We start from the raw sequence: 22,026 nt of genomic DNA, 5'->3' as shown, positions 1-22,026 counted from the left end.
AGATTGAGTTCAGTCAGATATGAGCCGCAAAGACTGTCTGTTCAAAGACAGCCCGGGCAGTATAGTGAAGGAGTATAGTAATGAATCAAGCCGTCTCAACCAAAGAATCACCAAATCAGCCATTAGCCATGCCAATTCGCAACTATGGCGAGTTTTACCGGTTTTACCTGACCGAACATAGCAATGTGATGAGCCGCCGCTTACACGCGCTAGGCAGTATTGCTGGTTTATACGGGATTTATAAGACCATTAAAACAGGTCGCAAGCGCTATTTGTTAAAAGGCATTGTGACTGGCTATGCCTGTGCATGGGTGGGGCATTTTTTCTTTGAAAAAAACAAGCCAGCCTCTTTTAAGCAACCTTTATACAGTTTTGTGTCTGACTGGCGCATGCTCAGTGACGTATGCCGTGGTCGGGTTAGCTTGCGTCACCAGAAGTATGACAAGGTGAATTGAGTGGCGACATAGGTATTACTACTGCAATTTAGCCTGATCATTTTTAGAAAACGGACTATTGCCTAGGGTAGTAGTCCGTTTATTCTTATAGATATAAAAGTGCGTTATCCAGCTATTTTTTATGGCATTATAGGAAAACCGATTACACAATAAGAGAAGGAGATTCATACAATGTGGGGATGGATTATTTTTCTGGCCATCATCTTGAGTGGCGTATTTTATATTATTGGTTTGTTTAACGGGCTGGTTGCCAAGCGCAATGCGGCCCGCAATGGTTTTTCCCAGATTGATGTGCAGTTACAGCGCCGCCATGACCTGATTCCCAATCTAGTGGAAGCGACCCGTGCTTATATGAGCCATGAAAAAGACACGCTGGAACGGGTGATTGCGGCACGTGATGCTGCGGTACAGGCACAGCGCAATCTGGCTGCCAGCGGTACTTATCAATCGCCTGAACTGGTGGAAAAACTCGGGCTGGCCGAGCAACGCCTGGGCAACAGTCTTGCGCAATTTACTGCGGTGATGGAACAGTATCCCGAGCTTAAAGCTGACAGCGTGGTCAAGGAACTCATGGAAGAGCTGGGCAGTACTGAAAACCGGGTGGGTTTTGCACGGCAGGCCTATAATGATCAGGTGATGTTTTACAACAATGCCTGTGAGATGTTTCCCAGCAATTTTATTGCTGGTGGATTTAGCTTTAAGCCGATGAAGCTGCTGGTGCTGGATGACCCTAAATCCGTGCGCACTTCACCGCGCATTAGTCTATAGGTTGTTGTCAACCATTGGATTGAGGCCATTAAACTGGGCTATTAAACGACACGAACAGGAATAATAACGTGGACTTCTGGGGCAGGCAGGAACAGGCAAAGCGCTACACACTGATATTGCTAATACTGTTTATATCGGCAGTGGGCTTTACCATTTTTGTCATGAACCTGCTGGTTGGCATGGTGCTGTATCCCTTTGAGCAATCTGGCTCATTGATTGTGCATTCACTCACACCCATGATTATTATCAGCATGCTGGTAGTGATTCTGGGCGGTTCGCTCTGGGAAGCCTATCGCTTACGCGAGGGCGGACGGGCACTAGCCAGCCGTCTGGGTGCGCGCCGTATCCAGTTTGAAACCACAGTGCCTGAAGAACGCATGCTTAAAAATGTGGTTGAGGAAATGTCGGTAGCATCCAGTGTGCCCATGCCTGCACTGTATGTGCTGGATGATGAGCTGGGTGTGAATGCCTTTGTGGCGGGTTACCGCGCGATGGACATGGCATTGGTGGTGACTTGGGGCATGCTACAGACACTGGATCGCCATGAGCTACAGGGCGTAATTGCTCATGAATATAGCCATATCCGCCATGGTGATACCCAGCTTAATTTACGCCTGGTTGCGTGGGTTGCCGGACTGCTTACAGTGAGCCAACTGGGAAGCTGGATTGCCCAGACCGGATTTTCCCTGCAACGTCATGTGCAACGCAACCGGCATGCGGATGCGCTGTTTATTGCGATTGGCGGGCTGGTCTGGCTGGTTGGTAGCCTAGGTGTATTGATGGCCCGTTTGCTCAAGTTTGCCATTTTACGCCAGCGTGAGTTTCTGGCCGATGCCTCCAGCATGCAGTTTACCCGCACCAATGGCGTGCTTCAGGCCTTGCTAAGAATTCGTACCCATCATATCGGCACCCAGTTACATGGGGTTTATACCGAATCTATCAGCCATTTTTGTTTTGGACAGGCGCTGCATAGCAATAGCCTGTTTGCCACGCATCCTGAGCTTGATCAGCGAATTTGTGAAATTAGTCCAGCAGCATTACGGCGCGCCAAGGTGCAGGAGCGTATTCTGGCACGCAAGCAGGTTGACCAGATTGAGGCAGAGATGGCTGTACAAAAAGAAGTGCTATCACTGGAGCAGGAGCAGGAAGTTGCGCCGATTGAATGGCATCCGCCATTACCGCTCCCCACAGTTCGCCTGCATCCGGTTACAGTAAATATCAAGGATGCAGTAAAGCCCTTAAACCCGCAGATGCGCCAGAATGCCGCACGGCCCGATGTGATCAAGCGGGCACTGAGTACCTCTGCAGGTTGCCGCGAACTGCTGGCGGCCATTCTGGCTTTACGGCAGCAGATTGCCTGCGAGCCGGAAAAGCAGCAAGTGAGCCGTGCCATTGTTGAGGCACTGGCCAGGCTTGACCCGCGCTTGTATACCAGTATTTTTTTGCAAGGGGTGGATGCGTTAGGCGAATTACCCGCTAGTGCAGCACGCCAGTTCTTGTCACGTCTGGCTGAGATTATCCAGCTGGATGGACATATTGGTTTACTGGATGTGCTATTGCTGGAGCGCGTTAAAGCCAAGCTCAACCAGTTGCCGCCTGTAGTGCCAGTTTCGCTGGATCATTGTGGCCCAGCCATTACTTTCCTGGTAGAAGCGCTGTTGCATGTACAAAAGTTGAAACCTGAACAAATTGCACAGGCGCGCATTCGAGTATTAAGAACCATATTATCAGCACGGCAGTTTGATGAAGCGCAAAAGAAACGGATCACCGATGACCCGGTTAATCTTGGGCAGGTGCTGCATCAGCTGGCTGGCCTGCTCAAGCGTGAGCGCATGAATATTCTGGCGGCAGCCGAAACCTGTTTATGGTCAGATACGGTGATTAGTCAGGAAGAACAGGATGTGCTGGATATGCTTTACTGGCGAATGGGATTTGAAGCCAAAGCGCTGGCTGATTATACCGCTAGAAAAATTGCCCTTGAGATCAGCACCTAAGTCAGAAATTCATCAGGATTCATCCTTGAATTTTTAAGCTTAACCCTGCAAATCAATATACAATAAGCATCTTTTTTAAGTTGCGATGTTGCTGCGTTAGCCACATCCCATGCGTTTTTGATCAATAAGGACAGGTAGCCATGACTAGCAACCGTTTAATCATATTTGATACCACTTTGCGTGACGGGGAACAAAGTCCCGGTGCTGCCATGACCAAGGAAGAAAAACTCCGGGTTGCACGGCAACTGGAGCGTCTGGGTGTTGATGTGATTGAAGCCGGTTTTGCCGCAGCCAGTCCCGGTGATTTTGACGCCATTTCAAGCATTGCCAGTATTATCAAGGATTCCACCATTTGCTCACTGGCACGTGCCAATGAAAAAGACATCCGCCGTGCCGGTGAAGCCATTAAGGCTGCCAATCGTGGGCGTGTGCATACGTTTATTGCAACCAGTCCCATTCACATGCAGTACAAGTTGCGGATGAATGAAGATCAGGTGATTGAAGCAGCGGTTAAGGCGATCAAGATTGCACGTGAATATACCGATGATGTGGAATTTTCTGCCGAAGATGCCATTCGCTCCGAAGTGCCATTTCTGGTGCGGATTTTTGATGAAGTGATTAAGGCGGGTGCTAAAACCATTAATGTGCCGGATACAGTGGGCTATTCCACGCCTGAGCTGATTTATGAGCGTTTTAAAACCTTGCTGGAACAAGTGCCCAATTCGGATCAGGTGATCTGGTCGGCGCACTGTCACAATGACCTGGGCATGGCCGTCGCCAATTCACTGGCAGCCGTGCGTGGTGGCGCGCGTCAGGTAGAATGTACTATCAACGGGCTGGGTGAGCGGGCAGGCAATGCCGCGCTGGAAGAGATCGTAATGGCTACCCGCGTGCGCCGTGATATTTATGACGTTACGACCAATATCCGTACCGAGGAAATTGTGCCCAGTTCGCGGCTGGTATCGACCATTACCGGTTATGTGGTGCAGCCCAACAAGGCCATTGTGGGTGCTAATGCTTTTGCGCATGAATCAGGCATTCATCAGGACGGTATTTTAAAACACCGTGAAACCTATGAAATCATGCGTGCCGAAGATGTGGGCTGGAAAACCAATAAGCTGACGCTGGGCAAGCTATCGGGCCGTGCAGCATTTCGCGCGCGTCTGGATGAACTGGGCATTGGCATTGAATCTGATGAGCACCTTAATGAGCTGTTTGCACGGTTTAAGGATCTGGCTGACCGTAAGAGCGAAATTTTTGATGAAGATTTACATGCGCTGGTTGCAGGCCATCAGGGTTCGGATGTCATCAAGCGTTTTGAACTGGTAGAGCTGGAAGTGACCAGTAAAACGGGCCAAACCCCGCGTGCGCATCTGGTGCTTAAAATTAATGGCAAGGACATGCCGGTCAGCCAGAGTGGTTCTGGCCCGGTGGATGCAACCTTTAAGGCCATAGAAGTACTGGCAAAATCCGGTTCCAGCCTTGAGCTGTATCAGGTGAATGCCATTACCAGCGGCACGGACAGTCAGGGAGAAGTTGCTGTGCGACTGAACCAGAATGGACGGATTGTTACAGGTCAGGGCGCTGATACGGATATTGTAATTGCCAGTGCCAAGGCTTATCTGGATGCGCTGAATTGGCTAACCACCGAAGGCAAGGCCAATCCGCAAACCGAAGAAGTCATGTAAATGCATAACGCCCGGCAGCGAGCTATTTTATCGGCGCTTGGCATCCGTCAATGGGTGCCCCGGGCTGTTGCAACAAAATCTGCATCTGCGCCAACGGTACAATTATGGCGTCACGCAACAGATGAATTAGCACCTAATAATGCTGAAGTAGCTGTAGCAAATTCTCTCCTCAATGAAGCTACCAACCATTCTACTCAGTCTGGAAACCTCGCTGACATTAATCCTATATCCAGAGTTGGTCAGGCCACAGCAAATCTGGATCATCATTCTGAAGCAGTGCAAGCGGCAGTATTGCAGTCTGAGCTGGTGACCAAGAGCAGGGCTGATCAGGTTGATCAACTTACTGAAAATAATGCTATACAGGATATTGGCCATTTTGAAGCGGAATCTACTGCTACGATAAACCTGCATAGTTTTCGCTTGCAGGCTTGTGAAATTAACCAGTGGATTGTGTTGGTGAATGAAGCAGATCTGCAAAACCCGCAGTTAAGTACATTGTGGAAAAATATCCTGTTGGCATTCCAGCAGCCGGAGCTTAGCCATTTTTCATGGCCTTTGTCTGAAGGGCAACGCTGGCAGCGCATGACAGGTTCCAAAGCTGCCTTGAATGGTTTCTTGTTCAGGCTGGGTTTGGACAAGCGGGTTGGCCTGATGAGCGAGCTGGCCGATGAGGTTTGCCCTGACCGGATTGAACGTCTGCCACATTTATCCGAGCTGATTGAGCAGCCGCTAAAAAAACGGCTACTGTGGCATTTGCTCAAGGCACAATAAAACAAAGCGAGTTGATGTAAAAGCATTAAACGCTAACACAAGCTTTAAAAATCAAAATAATAAATCGTGTTAGGCTTCATCATTTTTAAAACAGTTGGCAGAGTTTTAGCGCATGAAAAACACAGTGATTGGCTTTAGCAGCTTGGCAAGTGATCTTCAGGAAAAACTTAAAAAACACTTTAACCTGTTGCTGCTTAATCCCAAGGCAGGCAATCTTGAGGCGCAGTTTCAGGACATGCTACCGCAGGCTGATGGCATGATCGGCTCTGGCCGGAAGCTGGATGAATCAATCCTGCAATATGCTCATAAGCTGAAAGTAATTTCGAGTATTTCGGTAGGCTTTGATAATTATGACGTGGATTATCTAAATCAGCGTGGCATTTTGCTCACCAATACGCCGGATGTCTTAACCGAAACCACCGCAGACCTTGGATTTGCCTTGCTGATGGCAGCTGCCCGGCGAGTGACTGAGCTTGACCAGTGGGCCAAACAGGGTCACTGGCGCAAAACCGTGCAGCCTGCCCAGTATGGCGTGGATGTGTATGGTAAAACGCTGGGTATTGTGGGGCTGGGCAATATTGGTGCTGCCATGGCGCGACGCGGGCGCTTTGGCTTTAATATGAACGTGCTGTATTACAGCCAGCATGCCAAACCAGAGCTGGAGCAGCAATTGGGCGCCCAGCGTTGTACTCTGGATGAACTATTGCAGCAGTCAGATTTTGTGTCAGTGCATGTGGCATTAAATGAGCATACCTATCACCTGATTGGGTGTGAACAACTGGCACAAATGAAAAAGTCGGCTATTTTAATTAATGTAGCGCGCGGGCAGGTAATTGATGAGCAGGCGCTGATAGATGCGCTGAATCAGCAGCAAATTCTGGCCGCCGGGCTGGATGTTTATAGCAAGGAACCTTTACAGGATTCAGCACTATTTGCCATGCCCAATGTGGTTACTCTACCGCATATCGGTTCGGCAACCATCGAAACCCGTCAGGCCATGAATAATCTGGCATTTGAGAACTTATCCAATGCATTGAATGGAAAACAGCCGACCTATATGGTGAACCCTTTCGTTTGGCCGAACTTGTAATTTACATTTCACGATAAGTTGATAGAATGAGACTTAATGCACAAATAATGCGGTTTTAGCCATAAAATCCAGATTGTGCGTATTCAGACTGTTTTGTGACTGATGATGTAAAGCCAAGCAGGACGTTTTGGCCAATAAAAGCTGGGGACGCTATGAAAAACCGACGTATACACCGGATCATGGAATATCATTTACAGGTTGCAAGCCGCACTAATAATAATCTGGAAGCAGGTTATCTGTGGTTTTTTCTGGCTGCCGGGCTGGTCATGGGTTTTATGATTCTAAGCCACATGGGTATTGCCAGCTAGTCTCGAGCCAGTCACTAGCCTACGATGACAGCACAGATTCATTTATCGCCTAACGTGATAACATCTTAAAAATATTCCATCACTCATTTTATTTTTACTTGCTTATATCCTGCCAAAATACCAGCCGATTATAAAATGGATCAGTAAGCTGAAATTCTTCAGTATCCCACGGTGTTTGATTAATTTCAGGCTTGGCAAACTGGTAGTCTTTGGCTTGTAGCAACTGATGATATTGCTGTATATCCGTGCAATGAATACGGATACTACTGCCGGGACTGGCATCCCCATGATGTTCTGATAAATGCAGAATGCACTGGTCCTTCGAAACCTGCAAATATAGAGGATAGTTATCACCAAAGCGGTGCTGCCAGTCCAACTGAAAACCCAGAAAATCAAGATAAAACTCGCTGGCTTTTTCCACATTAAAAATTCGTAGAATGGGAACAATAGTCTGTAAGGTCATACTTTTTACTCGGGCTTATTTCGCTTTTATTGTTTATGAGTTTGCGTACTGGGTGTTAATGCTTGCACCCTGTAGCAGGGTTTTCGTTACTGGTGTTTTGCCAGCAATATCCAGCAGTTTTTCCTGCTGTTCAGTGCTTAATATTTCCGTGGTATGCAATACCCGCTCAATGTGCGTGTTGCCCTCGCTATCCTTTTGCAAGTTAAGCTCAATGGTTAATTCACCAAGGTTCCAGCCCTTGCGCTCGGCATACATTTGCAGGGTGATGGAGGTGCAGGCACCCAAACCTGCCAACAGATAATCATAAGGGGCAGGGCCTGCATTTTGGCCACCTGCATGCACGGGTTCATCAGCAATCAATGCAAAATCACCAGTCTGTATACTGGTTTTATAGTGGACATTACTGGTTTGGGTGGTGGCTGTGGCGATTGTTTTCATTGCGATTCTCTATGATGATTTTTAATGGAAGTGCAGATGGGAATGCGTTATCGGGAAGCTTTAAGGTTGTCAGGAATGGCAGGAACGGTTAAGCGTTCGTGTTCAAAGCCCTGAACCTCACCAAAACGGGTCTGGTTGATCCAGTCACTGGCGGCCTGCTGGATTTCTTCTGTACTACGGCCCACAAAGTTCCACCAGATAATAATGTCTTCCTCAAAAGGCTTACCACCAATCAGAAGTAGACGCGTATTGGCGTTTAGCTCCAGATGCAGTTGTTGCTGACCGGGCTTAAAGTACAATAAGGTGCCAGTATCCAGCGTGTCCTGTTCAACACTGAGTTCACCTTGCAGTAGCAAAATGCCGTATTCATAGTCCGGGTTTAGCGACAGGACAGTACTGGTATTGGCCAGCGCATGAATATCCACGCCCATCATGTCAGAATAAACTTTTACCGGCGAAGTCTGGCCCAGAAATTCACCTGCCAGCAAGGTAAGTCGGCAGTGATCCTGTTCTATCACAGGCAGGTTTTCATAATGTTCAAATGATGGGGGTATGTCGCATTGTGCTTTGGGCAGGGCAATCCATAACTGGGCCAGATGCAAATGCGGTGAATGACCTTCAGGCGAACGCTCAATATGCGATATGCCATGCCCGGCAGTCATCAGGTTGATTTCATTGGGACGGATAACCTGCTGGTAGCCCAGACTGTCCTGGTGGTAAATTTCCCCTTCAATCATCCAGGTAAAGGTTTGCAACCCAATATGTGGATGTGGTCCCACACTAAAACCTTCACCTTCCTTAAAAATAGTGGGACCCGCATGATCCAGAAAGCACCATGCACCAATCAGGCGCTTTTGCCGGGAAGGCAGCGCACGGTGGATTTTAAGGTTGTCGCCAACAATGGCAACCCGGGTAGGAATATGCACCATGGCGGTATCAGGCAGTTGCGGTATCATTTCAGCTGTACTGGAAGCTGGTAAGGAAGCGGTAGCGCCGCTATCAAATTCAATGGCAGTATCACCAGAACAGGGTTTAGTCATGATTTATTCCTTTTGCAGGCTTATTGGCCGAACGGCTAAACAGATGAATACAGGTTAGCCTAAATTTGTCTGATAAACAGCAAGCCGTTCAAGATGCAGTGTTCCAGTTTTGCAACAAACTTTTCAACAAACATGGGATTTAAATCATGGGTTTAACGCATCTATTTAAACTGTCTATTTTGATCAGGCGCTACAGTTCAGAAGAAATTGTATCTTGTGCAAGCAAATGCTATGTTTCAGGCAGTTTTGCTGGCGTTGCCAGTTTTTGACAACCGATTTTTTCGTATTAATCTTTCATCATTAATTTTTTCAGGAACAGGGCTTTTACCATGAATGTACTTATTGTCCATGCACATCCGGAACCGCAATCGTTTACCACAGCCATGAAGGATTTGGCGGTTCAGGAGCTTAGCAATGCTGGGCATCAGGTTGAAGTGTCTGATTTGTATACGATGAATTTTAATCCGGTTGCTTCCGCTGCTGATTTTGGCAGCCGCAAAAACCCGGACTATCTGGTGTATGCCCTGGAGCAACGCATCAACTATGAAAACCAGACCATTGCCTCGGATATCGCTGCTGAAATTGAAAAGCTGGTTGCTGCTGATCTGGTGATTTTTAGCTTTCCGCTATACTGGTTTTCAGTACCTGCCATTTTAAAGGGCTGGATTGACCGCGTGCTGGTTTCCGGCCTGACCTATGGCGGCAAGCGCTTTTATGATCAGGGTGGTTTAAAAGGCAAGAAAGCCTTGCTGAGTTTTACCCTGGGCGGGCGCGAGCACATGTTTGGACCAGATGCCATTCATGGAGAAATTGAAACCATGTTGCGTCCGGTGCTGCGGGGCACGCTGTATTATGTGGGTATGGATGTGCTGCCACCGTTTATTGGCTATCATGTGCCCTATATTAGCCCGGAAGCGCGCCAGCAAATTCTGGAAGACTATAAGCAATATCTGCAAAATCTGGATCAGCTCCAGCCACTTGAGTTTCCAACGCTGGATCAGTTTGATGACAAGTTATATCCCAAAAAGGGCGAGCATTAAATTTAGCTTATAAGTCGCTAGAGTGTTTTAATGGTTTGAGAATTTGCCTTTCCTTGAGCTTACCAGATTAATATTTACCCTTCTGGTAAGCTCAATATGACCTGCAATGATTAAAATATGCTTTATTTAAAGCAGTGCTTAATTAAAGCAACCCTTGTCGCACGCAATCACTTAACGGTGTGGTTTCACGGCCCAGCAACTGGCGCAGACAACCACTGTCATCAAACAAAGCCCCAGAGGCTGCTCCAGCATCACTATTGGCCAGCAAGTTGGCAACCGCAGGCTCAGTACCCATACTGAGGAGCTTTTCCCGGTAATCATGTTCAGTCATATTAAAATAAACAATATTCTGTCCAGTCTGGCGGCTCACTTCGCAGGCCAGTTCAGTCAGGGTGTAGGCTTTATCACCAGACAGTTCATAAATCTTGTTTTCATGCGCAAAAGTGGTCAGCACGATGGCTGCAGCTTCGGCATAATCCTGACGGCTGGCTGAGGAAATCTGGCCTTCATCGGCAGCCCCAATAATCACATGCTGGTTTAAGGCAATTTTTAAGCCACTGGTATAGTTTTCGGTGTACCAGCCATTGCGTAAAATGGTATAGGTCAGGCCAGACTTAAACAGCGCCTGTTCAGTAAGCCAGTGTTCCTCAGCAAGCGCCATTGGCGAGCGATCCGCGTGCAATAGACTGGTATAGAAAAAATGTTTAACCCCAGCCTGTCGTGCCGCTTCAATCACATTAAAATGCTGCACAGCACGCTTACCAACGTCACTGGATGAAATCAGCAGCAGTTTTTCAGCACCAACCAGTGCGGTATGGAGGCTTTCAATCTCATCATAGTTGGCCAGCCGTACTTCAATACCCAGCGCTGCCAGTTGTGCGGCTTTGTCTGCATTTCGGACAATAGCAACAATATTGTTGGCAGAAGTGCGTTTGAGTAACTCCTGAATGACTAGCTGTCCCAGTCTGCCAGTCGCTCCAGTTACCACAATGGACATGGTGTTCTCCAGAATTTATGCTTGTCTCTAATGTAATTTAAAAATTTTCTTAAACTATTGAGTTTTAGTAAGTATTTATTGTAATTTTTGCGTAGTGCCAGCATGCCCATGACCTAAACCTGAGTATAGACATGGGCATGTTAAATACAGCAGGGGTTCACGAAAAACCTGTCAATATTAATACCAGAAACGAAGCCCTAACAGGATTTTGCTACTGCTACTGTCATCCGCAAGGTCTTTGTAAAGCTTCGCAGTTTTACCCACAAAACGCTCGTGTTCAAAGCCAATATACGGCGCAAACTGTGGTGTTATTTCATAGCGCAGGCGCAATCCACTCTTGATTTCTGCGAGACCTGCGCCATAGCGATGCTGGACATCCGTTTTACCATAGGCCAATAGCTCTACTTCGGGGTGTAATACCCATTTCTGGCTAATATTCAGGTCATAGCTGGCATTAAGTTCCAGTTGGCTATGGCCAGTTAAAGAGCCATAAACACTGGCTTCAACATCAAACCAGTAGGGCGCAAGGCCATTTATACCGAAACCCAGCCATGTCTGATCAGGGCTGTCTGCGTCATAATCCTGTTTTAGCCCAAACGTGGTATTCCAGTAAGGCGAAAAAGGCCGCCACCACATCAGGCTGGTGCTGGCCTGTTCCAGATCATTTTGTGCAAATTCACCACTGGTATTAAGATGAAGCCGGTTGTAGTCATTGCCATACCAGAGCTTTAGTTCATATTGTCCACTGTTCTGCTGTGCATGGTCATCATGCGCCAGTTCCAGTTTTTCAGCATCAAAGCTCCACAAATTCGGGCTGCTCATCATATGGTGAGATGCGGTATTTTGGTAACCATCAGAATAATCGGGGCTACGCAATCCGGCAGTTATCTGGTCTTTATTAGGTGATGCTGAATGACCTACTGGTTCTGTATGCTCTGTGTGTTCTACGCTGTCTACCTGAGGTACATTTTGCATGGACGCTGGATTAGCCATCATCTCTGACATGGTAGTACCATGTGTATGGTGATGGCTATGCGGGCTGTGAGACTGGTCGTGCTCAGCTTGTGCAGCAAGTGCCAGTGCTGGAAAGCTGACAAGGGCAGTCAGTAAGGCAGCATTTGAGCACAAATTAAACCCATTTGGTTTTTGAAAATTCATGTTTGCTGCTCCTATGCCACCACAACTTCACGGAACATGCCTGCTTCCATGTGATACAGCAAATGGCAATGCCAGGCCCAGCGGCCTTCAATCGCGGTAACATCAAAGCTGATTTTCTGGGCAGGCTGAACATTGATGGTATGCTTGCGAACCTGAAAGTTATTGGTTTGCTGATCAGCATCCGGATTGCACAGCTCACTCCACATGCCATGTAAATGCATGGGATGGGTCATCATGGTGTCATTCACCAGTGTAAAGCGCACCCGTTCATTGGGCTTTAGGTGAACGGGTTTAGCTTCATGGAAAGTTTGGCCGTCCAGGCCCCAGACATAGCGTTCCATATTGCCGGTTAAGTGCAGCTCAATTTCTCGTGTGGGCATTCGGGAATCCAGACTGCCGCCAATCGTATGCAGGTCGGCGTAGGTCAGCACACGCCTTGTTTTGGCACTTTGCCTGAGGTTGACACCGGGATCATCCAGGTTAGTACGTGGCTGATTGACCTGCATGTCGACATTGGGATTGTTCATTTCCGTGCTGGCATGCTGCACATGGTGTTGCATCAAGGACGTATGGTCAGGTGCTATATCGCTCATATTATGACCAGAATGACTACCCTGATCCATGGCCATATTGCCTGCCATGGCATGTCCCATATCCTGCATACCCAGCCATTCCACCGGGTCAAGTGCAGGTACAGTGGCAGTCAATCCAGCTTGTACTGCCAGTGTGCCGCAAGCAAAGCCGCTACGATCCATGCTTTGCGCAAAAATAGTGTAGGCATCCTCAATAGGTTGCACCAGCACATCATAGGTTTCTGCCACGCCCAGCCGGATTTCATCGACAGTCACAGGTTCCACGTCCTGTCCATCGGCAGCAATCACGGTCATTTTCAGGCCGGGAATCCGTAGGTCAAAAAAGGTATTGGCACTGCCATTAATAATGCGCAGGCGCAGTTTTTCACCTTTTTTAAACAGGCCCGTCCAGTTCTGTGCTGGAGCATGGCCATTCATCAAAAAGGTATAAGTACCCGTCGACAGGTCAGCAAAATCAGTGGGACTCATGCGCATCTGGTTCCACATTTGGCGTAACTGGATGGCTTGTCCAAAACCCTGTTGCTTAATGTCCTGCATGAGTTTGATCAGCGTTGGCTTGTGCTGGTTATCAAAATGACTGTGTTTTTTGAGTTTGGACAGCAAATATAGCGGATCAAGGTCAGTCCAGTCGGACAACAACAAGACATGCTCACGGTCTGCTGTGTGCCGTTCACCTGCTTTTGGCTCAATAATCATGGCACCCAGCAGCCCGGTCTGTTCCTGAAAAGTCGAGTGCGCGTGATACCAGTAGGTGCCGCTTTGTTGCAGTTTGAATTGATAGGTAAATACCTGACCTGGCTTAATACCCTCAAAACTGATACCAGGCACGCCATCCATCTGGTAGGGTAACAGTAGGCCATGCCAGTGAATTGAAGTGTCCTGCTGCAAATGGTTATGTACGCGAATGCTTACGGTGTCACCCTCGCGCATTCGCAATAATGGGCCGGGCATGCCGTGGTTTACCGTGGTAGCAATTCGTGCTTTACCGGAAAAATTGACGGCCTGATAACCCACATGCAGGTCAAATACATTGCCTGTCAGTTCATGGGGTTGATTTGGTGAAAGCGGAATTTCCGGGGCACTCAGGCTCTTGCCCAAACTGATATTGCTGGCCAGCAGGCTACCAATGCCAATTCCCTGAATAAACTGGCGACGTGAAGGTGCCGAAAAATTTGACGACAAGCTATTGGAAAACAAATTACTAGAAAAGCTGCGATAAAACAAAGACATGATTATTCCTCATTGATGTGTTAATGATTAAGAACAGTATCAACTGAGGAATTGCGGAGGACGTTCCAGATCGCGCAGCCACGCCTGAAGCGGGTTTGCAATAAGATAAAAAGGCTTGTTGGCAGGCAACAAAGTACTGTGGGCTACGGTGTATTGTGCTAATTCAGCAGGTGGCGTGTAGAGCGAGCAGGTTAAAGCACAGTGATGATGTGACACAGCATGTGTAGTGGCAGAACTTGCACTTATAGGATCTGGGCTGGAAACGGCCTGCTGATTTTTCTTTAATAAATCTTGTGGCATTGATCCGTGATGCATATTATTTAAAGCAGCTAGTTGTTTTAAAGCAACTACCTGTTTTAAACCAACTACCTGTTTTAAACCAACTGAATGTTCTAAAACAACTGTCTGGTGGCAAGCCATCAAGGGTGTGCCAGCATGGTATTGTTGGTGAGACAGCGGTTGCTGTCGCTGATCCTGTAATATGTGAGGTTGCGCAGCCGCATGCTGCCAACAGCCAATTCCGGCATTTACAAGCAGCAGGCACATAAAACCGGCCAGCATTTTTTTCAGGCTGGTTTTTAATGGGGTCTGGCTGTTGCCCTGAAAAAAAACAGTCAACAGGCGAAAAATGGCCGGATACATATTCTGGTTTTATACAGGATTTCTGCCGTTTTTGCAGCCTGTTTTACAGCAGAGTTTGCTTTGAATGCGGTAAAAATCTGGCTGGAAACTATGAAGGCTACATTGCAAAAGTCCTGTAGAATAAGCTGAAAAAGCCTTGCACAATCCTTAAAAATAAATGCATCAAATACAAATGCATTGAAGCACAGGTTTATGCGAACCCATGAAGAAAAAGGTTTTTGGTTTTTTTACACTATTGAGCGTGCTGTCATCTCAAGCAGTTCCAGCCACTAACAGCTTAATTTTTACAGATACTATTAATTCCAAGCAGCAAGCTAACCCAGCGCAGTCTGTTCAGTCGGTGAATGATGTTACAGGAAGTGATACTACAGGAAAGAATGCCACAGGATTGCTGAATACATCCAGAGCTGCCATGCCTGAACCGTTTCATCGCCATAATGACACTGTGTTTGGCGTTGAAATACCGGACTTAGGTGCGGGTACCAGCCTGCTGGATCAACAGCAGGAAACCCAGTTGGGAGAAATGGTCTTACGTCAGATTGGCAAGGAAATGCCATTATACCAAGATCCCTGGACACAAGATGAACTTAGCAAGATTTTTAGCCGGATTTATAGCGCTTCTGCGGCAGACAAAGCCTCTACTATTGCAGCGCCACTCGGCTTGGTTATTATTGACGACAATTCCATTAATGCTTTTGCAGTACCGGGCGGTTTATTTGCCCTTAATACGGGCTTGGTATTATCAGTTAAAAATATCGATGAGCTGGCAGGAGTTATGGGGCATGAAGTGGCGCACGTTTCGCAACGCCATTATAGTCGCAGCAAGGAAGCCTTTAAAAATCAGACGCTCATTACCTTGGGTAGCATGCTGGCCAGTATCTTGCTGGCTTCACAGTCATCGGATGCCGCCGGTGCAGTGGCACTGGGCGCACAGGCTGCCATGATTGATCGCCAGCTTTCCTATAGCCGTAATCAGGAACGCGAGGCAGACCGGATCGGTATGCAGTTGATGTATGCAGCGGGCTATAATCCCAGTGCCATGGCAGACTTTTTTGAAACCATGAACCGTAAAACCGGCACAGTCAGCTTTATGCCGGATTTCTGGCTAACCCATCCGTTATCTACCGAGCGCATGAGTGAGGCGCGTCTGCGTGCAGCCCAATATCCAAAACAGCACCCAAAACACAAAACCAGTCTAAATTTGGGCGATGAGAACAACCTGCATGTAATGCAATATCGTATGGCAGTTTTAAGTGATCAGGTCACTGAAAATCGTCTGGTGATTGCTGCCGATCGTGATCCCGCCGCTGTACCAGCATTGGCACTGTTTTATGCCAGAGCGGGCAAGTATGAACAGGCGCGTGGATTGGCTAAACAATTTGCACAGAAGCAGCCAGAAGCTGTTATCGCTGCCATTACCCAGACTGAAATTGAACTAATGGCCAACCAGCCCCAGCAGGCACTGGAAATTATATTGCTTCAAAACCGGATCATGCCGGAAAACCGCGCCCTGGCCATCTACACCGCCCGGGCTTATAGCGCACTGGGTAAAGGACAGGCGGCACTGGAGCTATTGCAGCCATTGGTGAATAAAAATCCGCGTGATTTAGTGGCATGGCAAACCATGGAAGCTGCTGCCAGCCGTTTGCCGGAAAGCCCGCTAAAAACCCTGCAAGTGTTGCGCTTTCGGGCAGAAACCCAGTTTTGGCAAGGTGATGTCGATAACGCCATTCGTTCATTGATGCGAGCCAGCAAACTGGCACAGAACAACTACAGCATGCAGGCCAAACTAGAAAATCGGCTAAACGAAATGCAGGAAGCCCGTAAATTCAGAGGCTAGATCATCTTTAGAGTTGCTATATAAGTTCTAAAAATTAAACATCAGTTACAGGTTCAGGCTTGGGCAAAAATGCAGTTTCATGCACCTGTTCAGCCAGAAACTCTGGCTTAATGTCAACCAGCATCCGGCCATAGGCGCGTAACCACCATACCAGTTGTGCGGTAAATGGCACAGTAGCAGTTACCCGTACTTCACCACTTTCCAGTTTTTCTACAGTTTGGTCTTCACTTAAACGTGACTCAAAAAAGGTTTGTCCAGCTTTGGCGTGAAACAGCAGTTCAATAAAAATAGGCTCTACACTTTGCTGGTTATACGAAGTAAAGCCCAGTGCACCAGCGGCCAGATATTCATCAATATTAAAATTAACCGGATGCATGGAACGGCTTTCCAGTACCGTAGCATGGCTAAACCGGTGCAGGGCAAACTGGCGTACATCCGGTTTGTCATGTCGCGTGCAGATCAGGTAAATAATGGCACCACGTTGTACCAGTGCCAGCGGATTTAAGGTATAAACCGTGTCCTCACCCTGATGCGCCCGTGCCTTATAAGTGACACGCAATTGCCGATCCTGCAACAGGGCTTCATAAATACTTTGCTGGGCTCTGGCGTCTACTGCCGGAGGAATCAGCGGCTGGGTGGCCGGTACAATCCGTACCCGGTTGATCCACTGGCGTACATTGTTATGTTCAGAGGACAAGCTGCGGCGTGCAAGGTCAAACCAGGGTCGCATTTCATCCAGCAGGCTGGGGGGCAGCAAATGCTTGAGGTGATCTTCCACCATCATAAAGGTCACTGCTTGCGAGCTATTCATGTGTGGCAAACTTTGAATAGGCGCATCTTCCTGCCAGCGCCAGCCTTGCGGCGTTTCCTTGTTACTTTCAATGGGAAAGCGACTGGCAATCTGGTTCAAATCACGCTGAATGGTACGGATGCTGATATCAATCCCTTCGCGCTGTAACTGTTCCTGAAGCTGGCGTGTACCAATCCATTTGCCGGTAGGAAGTTTGGATAAAATCTGCCACTGCCGATATAGACTATTAACTGTTTCCTTTTCATTGGAGGTTGTGCCAGCAGTTTTGCCCGCTACAGATTTGGCGGTTTTCTTTGCTTCCGGTTTTGCTGTCACTGATTTCGTTGTCGTCGGTTGCGTTGTAGCTTGGGCTTTTTTTGGCAGACTCATTCCCCAGTATCTCCATCCTGCATTTTCATTGTTTTAACAACAGTCATTGAATTCATTAAACCATAGCAAAAAATTGCACACTTTATTAGCCAGTCGGACCAAATTATTTTTTGCTTAGACTTTAAGGCTATCCATGAGTCTTTTGAACACAGTTTGCTATCCGGTTGCCAGTTTATAAAGCAGGCTTGTTCATTTTTAGTGCAGCACGAAATCTCCATGTAATTGTTCAGTAAAAGCACTTACAGCAAATTGCTAAATTTGTTGCAAAAAATACGTGCTGTTACACTAAAAACAATTCGCTCTAAATAACGCTAATGACTGTGGTTAAACGCTTTGGGCATGATAGCACCACAAGGGAATCGTGTTTATTAATAAGTTTTAGGCGCTGCATGTTTTTTGTGCAATCCAGTGTGTTTGGTATTTTTCAAATGCTTTCTCACTAACTTGGTATTCGCCTTGCATAACATGATTTACAAGTTTGAGAAGGGCTCGATCATGACTGCAATCTCCCGTGAGATTTCTGAAACATCAATCAATTTGGCTAGTGATACATTATCAAGTGGTGCTTTACCCTATGATATTGCCCAAACCTTGTTACCGCGTTTCTTTAATGAAATGTCGCTTGATGACGGTGATATCAGACAAAGTTATCATAACTTTTTTCAATGGCTTAACCAGCAAAGCATTGAGCAACTCAACAAGCTCAATGGGCAGGCCACTTCACACTTTTACAAGAAAGGCATTACCTTTACCGTATACAGTGATGCAGATGGCACGGAGCGCGTCATTCCTTTTGATATTATTCCACGCATTATTGAACAAAAAGAATGGAAAATTCTTGAAGCCGGGTGCGATCAGCGTATCCGTGCCTTAAATGCCTTTTTGCATGATGTTTATCATCATCAGGATATTATTCGCGCGGGTATTGTGCCAGCCGATCAGGTAATTGCCCACGACAGCTTCCAGCCCTGGATGCTCAATGTAGACCTGCCGGGGAAGGTCTATGCCCAGATTAGTGGCATTGACCTGATCCGTCATGGTGATGGCCAGTATTATGTGCTGGAAGATAACCTGCGAACGCCGTCCGGGGTATCCTATATGCTGGAAGGCCGTTCCATTAGCCAGAAATTAATGCCAGAAATCTTTGCCAGCCATAAAATTTCACCTGTCCATGATTATCCTGTCTTACTCAAACAAACCCTGATTGCCAACTCACTGGTTGCAAACCCAACGATTGTGGTACTAACACCGGGCCGCTTTAATAGCGCCTATTATGAGCATGCCTTTTTGGCGCGTGAAATGGGCGTGCCACTGGTTAATGGCTATGACCTGTTTGTTGAAGGTAATGAAGTTTTCTTGAAATCAGTGCGTGGCAAAGTACGCGTGGACATGATTTATCGCCGTCTGGATGACCCGTTCCTCGATCCACTGGCATTTAGACCGGACAGCATGCTGGGTGTACCTGGCCTGATGGCTGCTTACCGCGCTGGAAAAGTGATGATTGCCAATGCTCCGGGTACTGGCGTTGCTGATGATAAGTCCATTTATCCTTATGTGGGCGACATGATTGAATTTTATCTGGGTGAAAAGCCCATCCTGCATAATGTTCCTACATGGCAGTGCCGTAAAAAAGATGATTTAAATTACGTGCTGGCACATTTATCAGAGCTGGTGGTCAAAGAAGCACAAGGCTCTGGTGGCTACGGCATGCTGATTGGCCCTAAAGCATCACAGGCTGAACTTGAGGATTTTCGCCGTCGTCTAACCGATGACCCTGCTGCGTATATTGCCCAACCTACTTTGGCTTTATCCGTATGTCCGACACTGGTAGAAGAAGGCATTGCCCCACGTCATATTGATTTGCGTCCCTTTGTGCTGAGCAGTCCCGGGCAGGTCAAAATTACGCCAGGTGGCTTAACCCGTGTTGCATTAACAGAGGGTTCCCTGGTTGTTAACTCATCACAGGGTGGTGGCACAAAAGACACATGGATTATTGATCTGGAGGACACCACCTTGCCCGTAATGACTCATGATGCAGCAGGAGGCATTGCATGATTTTACTATTGTCCACGGCTTCCAACCTGTATTGGCTGGGTCGCTACATGATCCGGATTGATGGCCTGTGCCGCTTATTACCATTTACCGATGATCAGGAAGCCTTGCAGTTTTCCCATGCTTTTTCCCTGTCAGCATGGGATGCCAAGACCCTAAATGCCTTGCTACAGGATCCTAACCAGCCTGCCTCCATTATTGCAAACCTTAGTGCTGTGCGTGAAAACATGCAGTGTGTGCGTGGGGTCATTAGTCAGGAAGTATTTGAGTCACTCAATATTTTGACTAATCCCAAGCAGCAATTTAAAAACAAGGTCTGTGAACTGATTTCTGGGTGCTGCGAAGCTGTGCTGGATGAAGATGAAAACGTGCGCCTGTTCTGGCAACTGGGCCAGTGCATTGAGCAGATTGACAATGCGTTACGGCTTAAGCGTTCTCCCGATATGGCCATTCAGGACTTGCGTACTGTAGTAGAAATGCTATCACCGATTGGCTGGACTGCACTGGAAGCACCATGGGTCGAATTGCAGCAAAACAAAGATATTACTGCGCTCTACAGTTTCTGTGACCAAATGCAGGCACTGTTTGAGGAGGGTCCATGAATCTGGTGATTAATCATCAAACGCACTATAACTATGAAAGTGCAGTCAAAAGAAGTAATCAATATATTCGATTAACACCACAAACCTTTGGACATCAGATTGTACATGCATGGCAACTGGCTGCACCGGGCATTAAATGCACGCAGCAGGATGGCTTTGGTAACATCTGGACCAGCCTGACTGTGAACCAGCCGCATCAGGAATTGCTGATCATGGCGCAGGGCGAGGTTGAGATTAATCCTACTGAAGCGATTGAAGACAACCGTTTGTCACCCATGTTTTTTACTCATGCCACTGAAACAACAACCTGTCATGAACCTTTGCTGGATTTTATAGCGCAGTACGGCAAAGGTACTGACCGATCAGCCTTAATTGATTTATCGGCTGCTATTTTAGAGCGTATGCCTTATACCCCGATGTCAACCAATGTCCTGACTACAGCGGCTGAAGCGTTTGATCTGGAGCAAGGGGTGTGTCAGGATCATACACACGTGTTTTTGGCGTGTACGCGCCACCTTAAGTTGCCTGCACGCTATGTATCAGGTTATTTGCACAGCAGTGACAGCACGCATTTATCAACCCATGCGTGGGCTGAAGTATATCTCAATGGCAAATGGTACTGTTTTGATACGTCCAACCAACTTTTCTCGCTTGATCATCATGTATATTTAGCCGTAGGCCGTGATTATTTTGATGCTGCACCCGTGCGTGGAACACGACAAGGCGGCGGCGAGGAGTCCATGCGAGCACTGGTGCAAGTACTGGCCAGTTAAGGCGCTTTTTTAACGAGATGGGTTCAACTGGAAAAGTAGAGAGTAATTTGTTAGTTTACTCCTCAAATTTATACAGGAAGAGTTATGACCTATTGTGTAGCAATGCGACTTGAGGAAGGGCTGGTATTTGTCAGTGATTCACGTACTAATGCCGGGGTAGACCATATTGCAATATTTCGCAAGCTGCACCGTTTTGGGGTCAGGGGTGAACGAATCATTGTGCTGCAAACAGCCGGGAATCTTGCAACCTCGCAAGCGGTAATTACCCGGTTACAGCATCAGATTCAATCCAATGCCGAGCGTAATCTGCACAATGTCAGTACCCTGTTTGAAGCTGCTGAAATTGTTGGAGAGTGCATGGCGCATGAAATCCAGCATGTCACTGGTCTGGCACAAAGCAATGAATATGATTTTTCCAGTTCCATTTTAATTGGTGGGCAAATCAAGGGCGAGCCGCCAGAGCTTTATAGTATTTATCCGCAAGGCAACTTTATTGCAGCCACTATGGACACGCCATATTTTCAGATTGGTGAAAGTAAGTATGGTAAGCCGATTCTGGATCGTGCATTAAATTATCATACGCCACTGGATAAAGCCTTGCGTTGTGCGCTGATTTCATTTGATTCCACCATTCGTTCCAACGTGTCTGTCGGAACACCGCTGGATCTGATTGTATATCGTGCCAATCAGTTTAATTTACCGGAAGGGCGCCGCCTGTACGATAATGACCCGTATTTTTCTATGATTCGTCAGCAATGGTCAGATGGTTTGCGTAGTACCATGAGCAATCTGCCACAGCCACCGGATGATTATTGGCGTTGACCTAAATTATTGATTTTGGTTATCCAATTTTAATAACAAGCTATGTGCCTAAAGCTCTTGCCAGGCACTAGCTTTGTAGTTG

Annotated in this window: 21 protein-coding genes; 13 read left to right on the top strand and 8 right to left on the bottom strand. The window is 47.3% G+C overall.

Going from position 1 to position 22,026, the window contains the following annotated elements:
• Nucleotides 1-80: 80 nt before the first annotated feature.
• The 7 genes from Q337_RS0105420 to Q337_RS18775 all read left to right on the top strand — a co-directional run bounded on the left by Q337_RS0105420 (nt 81) and on the right by Q337_RS18775 (nt 7,074).
• A complete protein-coding gene (locus Q337_RS0105420) occupies nt 81-455 on the top strand; it encodes a DUF962 domain-containing protein (RefSeq protein WP_026470733.1) in 375 nt (124 codons plus the stop codon).
• Between the two features lie 171 nt (nt 456-626).
• Nucleotides 627-1,223 carry a LemA family protein gene (locus tag Q337_RS0105415; protein WP_026470732.1) on the top strand — a complete coding sequence of 199 codons (597 nt, stop codon included), beginning with the start codon at nt 627-629 and terminating at the stop codon, nt 1,221-1,223.
• 68 nt (nt 1,224-1,291) lie between these two features.
• On the top strand, nt 1,292-3,217 hold the full coding sequence (locus Q337_RS0105410) for a M48 family metalloprotease (protein WP_051526591.1): 1,926 nt from the start codon (nt 1,292-1,294) through the stop codon (nt 3,215-3,217).
• A gap of 140 nt (nt 3,218-3,357) precedes the next feature.
• The gene (locus tag Q337_RS0105405) at nt 3,358-4,905 is read left to right on the top strand and encodes a 2-isopropylmalate synthase (RefSeq protein WP_026470730.1); all 1,548 of its coding nucleotides are present in this window, start codon (nt 3,358-3,360) and stop codon (nt 4,903-4,905) included.
• A complete protein-coding gene (locus Q337_RS0105400) occupies nt 4,906-5,676 on the top strand; it encodes a hypothetical protein (protein ID WP_026470729.1) in 771 nt (256 codons plus the stop codon).
• A gap of 112 nt (nt 5,677-5,788) precedes the next feature.
• Entirely contained in the window at nt 5,789-6,766 is a 978-nt protein-coding gene (locus Q337_RS0105395; RefSeq protein WP_026470728.1) for a 2-hydroxyacid dehydrogenase, read from the top strand.
• A 152-nt stretch (nt 6,767-6,918) separates the two neighbouring features.
• Nucleotides 6,919-7,074 carry a hypothetical protein gene (locus tag Q337_RS18775; protein WP_156935706.1) on the top strand — a complete coding sequence of 52 codons (156 nt, stop codon included), beginning with the start codon at nt 6,919-6,921 and terminating at the stop codon, nt 7,072-7,074.
• Between the two features lie 94 nt (nt 7,075-7,168).
• Here Q337_RS18775 and Q337_RS0105385 read toward each other — a convergent pair whose 3' ends face one another.
• The 3 genes from Q337_RS0105385 to Q337_RS0105375 are packed head-to-tail and all read right to left on the bottom strand — an operon-like array spanning nt 7,169 to nt 9,015.
• On the bottom strand, nt 7,169-7,537 hold the full coding sequence (locus tag Q337_RS0105385) for a glyoxalase superfamily protein (RefSeq protein WP_026470727.1): 369 nt from the start codon (nt 7,535-7,537) through the stop codon (nt 7,169-7,171).
• Nucleotides 7,538-7,570: 33 nt separating this feature from the next.
• Nucleotides 7,571-7,975 (bottom strand): OsmC family protein, encoded by a 405-nt coding sequence (locus Q337_RS0105380; protein WP_026470726.1) that lies wholly within the window; start codon nt 7,973-7,975, stop codon nt 7,571-7,573.
• A gap of 47 nt (nt 7,976-8,022) precedes the next feature.
• Nucleotides 8,023-9,015, bottom strand: coding sequence for a pirin family protein (locus Q337_RS0105375; RefSeq protein ID WP_228133083.1), 993 nt, complete (start codon nt 9,013-9,015; stop codon nt 8,023-8,025).
• Nucleotides 9,016-9,344: 329 nt separating this feature from the next.
• On the opposite strand from Q337_RS0105375, the gene Q337_RS0105365 reads away from it, so the two are divergent.
• Nucleotides 9,345-10,055, top strand: coding sequence for an NAD(P)H-dependent oxidoreductase (locus Q337_RS0105365; protein WP_026470724.1), 711 nt, complete (start codon nt 9,345-9,347; stop codon nt 10,053-10,055).
• Between the two features lie 142 nt (nt 10,056-10,197).
• Here Q337_RS0105365 and Q337_RS0105360 read toward each other — a convergent pair whose 3' ends face one another.
• The 4 genes from Q337_RS0105360 to Q337_RS0105345 form a co-directional block, all read right to left on the bottom strand.
• The gene (locus Q337_RS0105360) at nt 10,198-11,052 is read right to left on the bottom strand and encodes an SDR family oxidoreductase (protein WP_026470723.1); all 855 of its coding nucleotides are present in this window, start codon (nt 11,050-11,052) and stop codon (nt 10,198-10,200) included.
• A 177-nt stretch (nt 11,053-11,229) separates the two neighbouring features.
• On the bottom strand, nt 11,230-12,210 hold the full coding sequence (locus Q337_RS18295) for a copper resistance protein B (RefSeq protein WP_051526590.1): 981 nt from the start codon (nt 12,208-12,210) through the stop codon (nt 11,230-11,232).
• Between the two features lie 11 nt (nt 12,211-12,221).
• On the bottom strand, nt 12,222-14,033 hold the full coding sequence (locus tag Q337_RS0105350; RefSeq protein WP_084494721.1) for a copper resistance system multicopper oxidase: 1,812 nt from the start codon (nt 14,031-14,033) through the stop codon (nt 12,222-12,224).
• A 39-nt stretch (nt 14,034-14,072) separates the two neighbouring features.
• Nucleotides 14,073-14,594 carry a hypothetical protein gene (locus Q337_RS0105345; protein WP_156935705.1) on the bottom strand — a complete coding sequence of 174 codons (522 nt, stop codon included), beginning with the start codon at nt 14,592-14,594 and terminating at the stop codon, nt 14,073-14,075.
• A 283-nt stretch (nt 14,595-14,877) separates the two neighbouring features.
• Here Q337_RS0105345 and Q337_RS0105340 point away from each other — a divergent pair, with 283 nt between their 5' ends.
• Nucleotides 14,878-16,515, top strand: a complete 1,638-nt coding sequence (locus Q337_RS0105340; protein WP_051526589.1) for a M48 family metalloprotease — start codon at nt 14,878-14,880, stop codon at nt 16,513-16,515.
• Nucleotides 16,516-16,549: 34 nt separating this feature from the next.
• On the opposite strand, the gene Q337_RS16870 is transcribed toward Q337_RS0105340, so the two are convergent.
• On the bottom strand, nt 16,550-17,695 hold the full coding sequence (locus tag Q337_RS16870; RefSeq protein ID WP_084494720.1) for a helix-turn-helix transcriptional regulator: 1,146 nt from the start codon (nt 17,693-17,695) through the stop codon (nt 16,550-16,552).
• Nucleotides 17,696-18,190: 495 nt separating this feature from the next.
• Between Q337_RS16870 and Q337_RS16865 the strand changes: the two genes are divergently transcribed.
• The 4 genes from Q337_RS16865 (at nt 18,191) to Q337_RS0105310 (ending at nt 21,944) form a co-directional block, all read left to right on the top strand.
• Nucleotides 18,191-19,750 carry a circularly permuted type 2 ATP-grasp protein gene (locus Q337_RS16865; RefSeq protein WP_228133082.1) on the top strand — a complete coding sequence of 520 codons (1,560 nt, stop codon included), beginning with the start codon at nt 18,191-18,193 and terminating at the stop codon, nt 19,748-19,750.
• Nucleotides 19,747-20,349: an alpha-E domain-containing protein gene (locus tag Q337_RS0105320; protein WP_026470718.1), complete on the top strand. Its 603-nt coding sequence runs from the start codon at nt 19,747-19,749 to the stop codon at nt 20,347-20,349. The genes Q337_RS16865 and Q337_RS0105320 overlap by 4 nt, the downstream gene beginning before the upstream one ends.
• Nucleotides 20,346-21,122 carry a transglutaminase family protein gene (locus Q337_RS0105315; protein ID WP_026470717.1) on the top strand — a complete coding sequence of 259 codons (777 nt, stop codon included), beginning with the start codon at nt 20,346-20,348 and terminating at the stop codon, nt 21,120-21,122. The genes Q337_RS0105320 and Q337_RS0105315 overlap by 4 nt, the downstream gene beginning before the upstream one ends.
• A gap of 84 nt (nt 21,123-21,206) precedes the next feature.
• Nucleotides 21,207-21,944 (top strand): proteasome-type protease, encoded by a 738-nt coding sequence (locus Q337_RS0105310; RefSeq protein WP_026470716.1) that lies wholly within the window; start codon nt 21,207-21,209, stop codon nt 21,942-21,944.
• The last annotated feature ends 82 nt before the right edge of the window (nt 21,945-22,026 follow it).

Origin of the sequence: Alkanindiges illinoisensis DSM 15370, assembly GCF_000619845.1 — a bacterium.
Taxonomy (GTDB): Bacteria; Pseudomonadota; Gammaproteobacteria; order Pseudomonadales; family Moraxellaceae; genus Alkanindiges; species Alkanindiges illinoisensis.
This window is presented reverse-complemented; position numbering and strand designations above follow the sequence as displayed.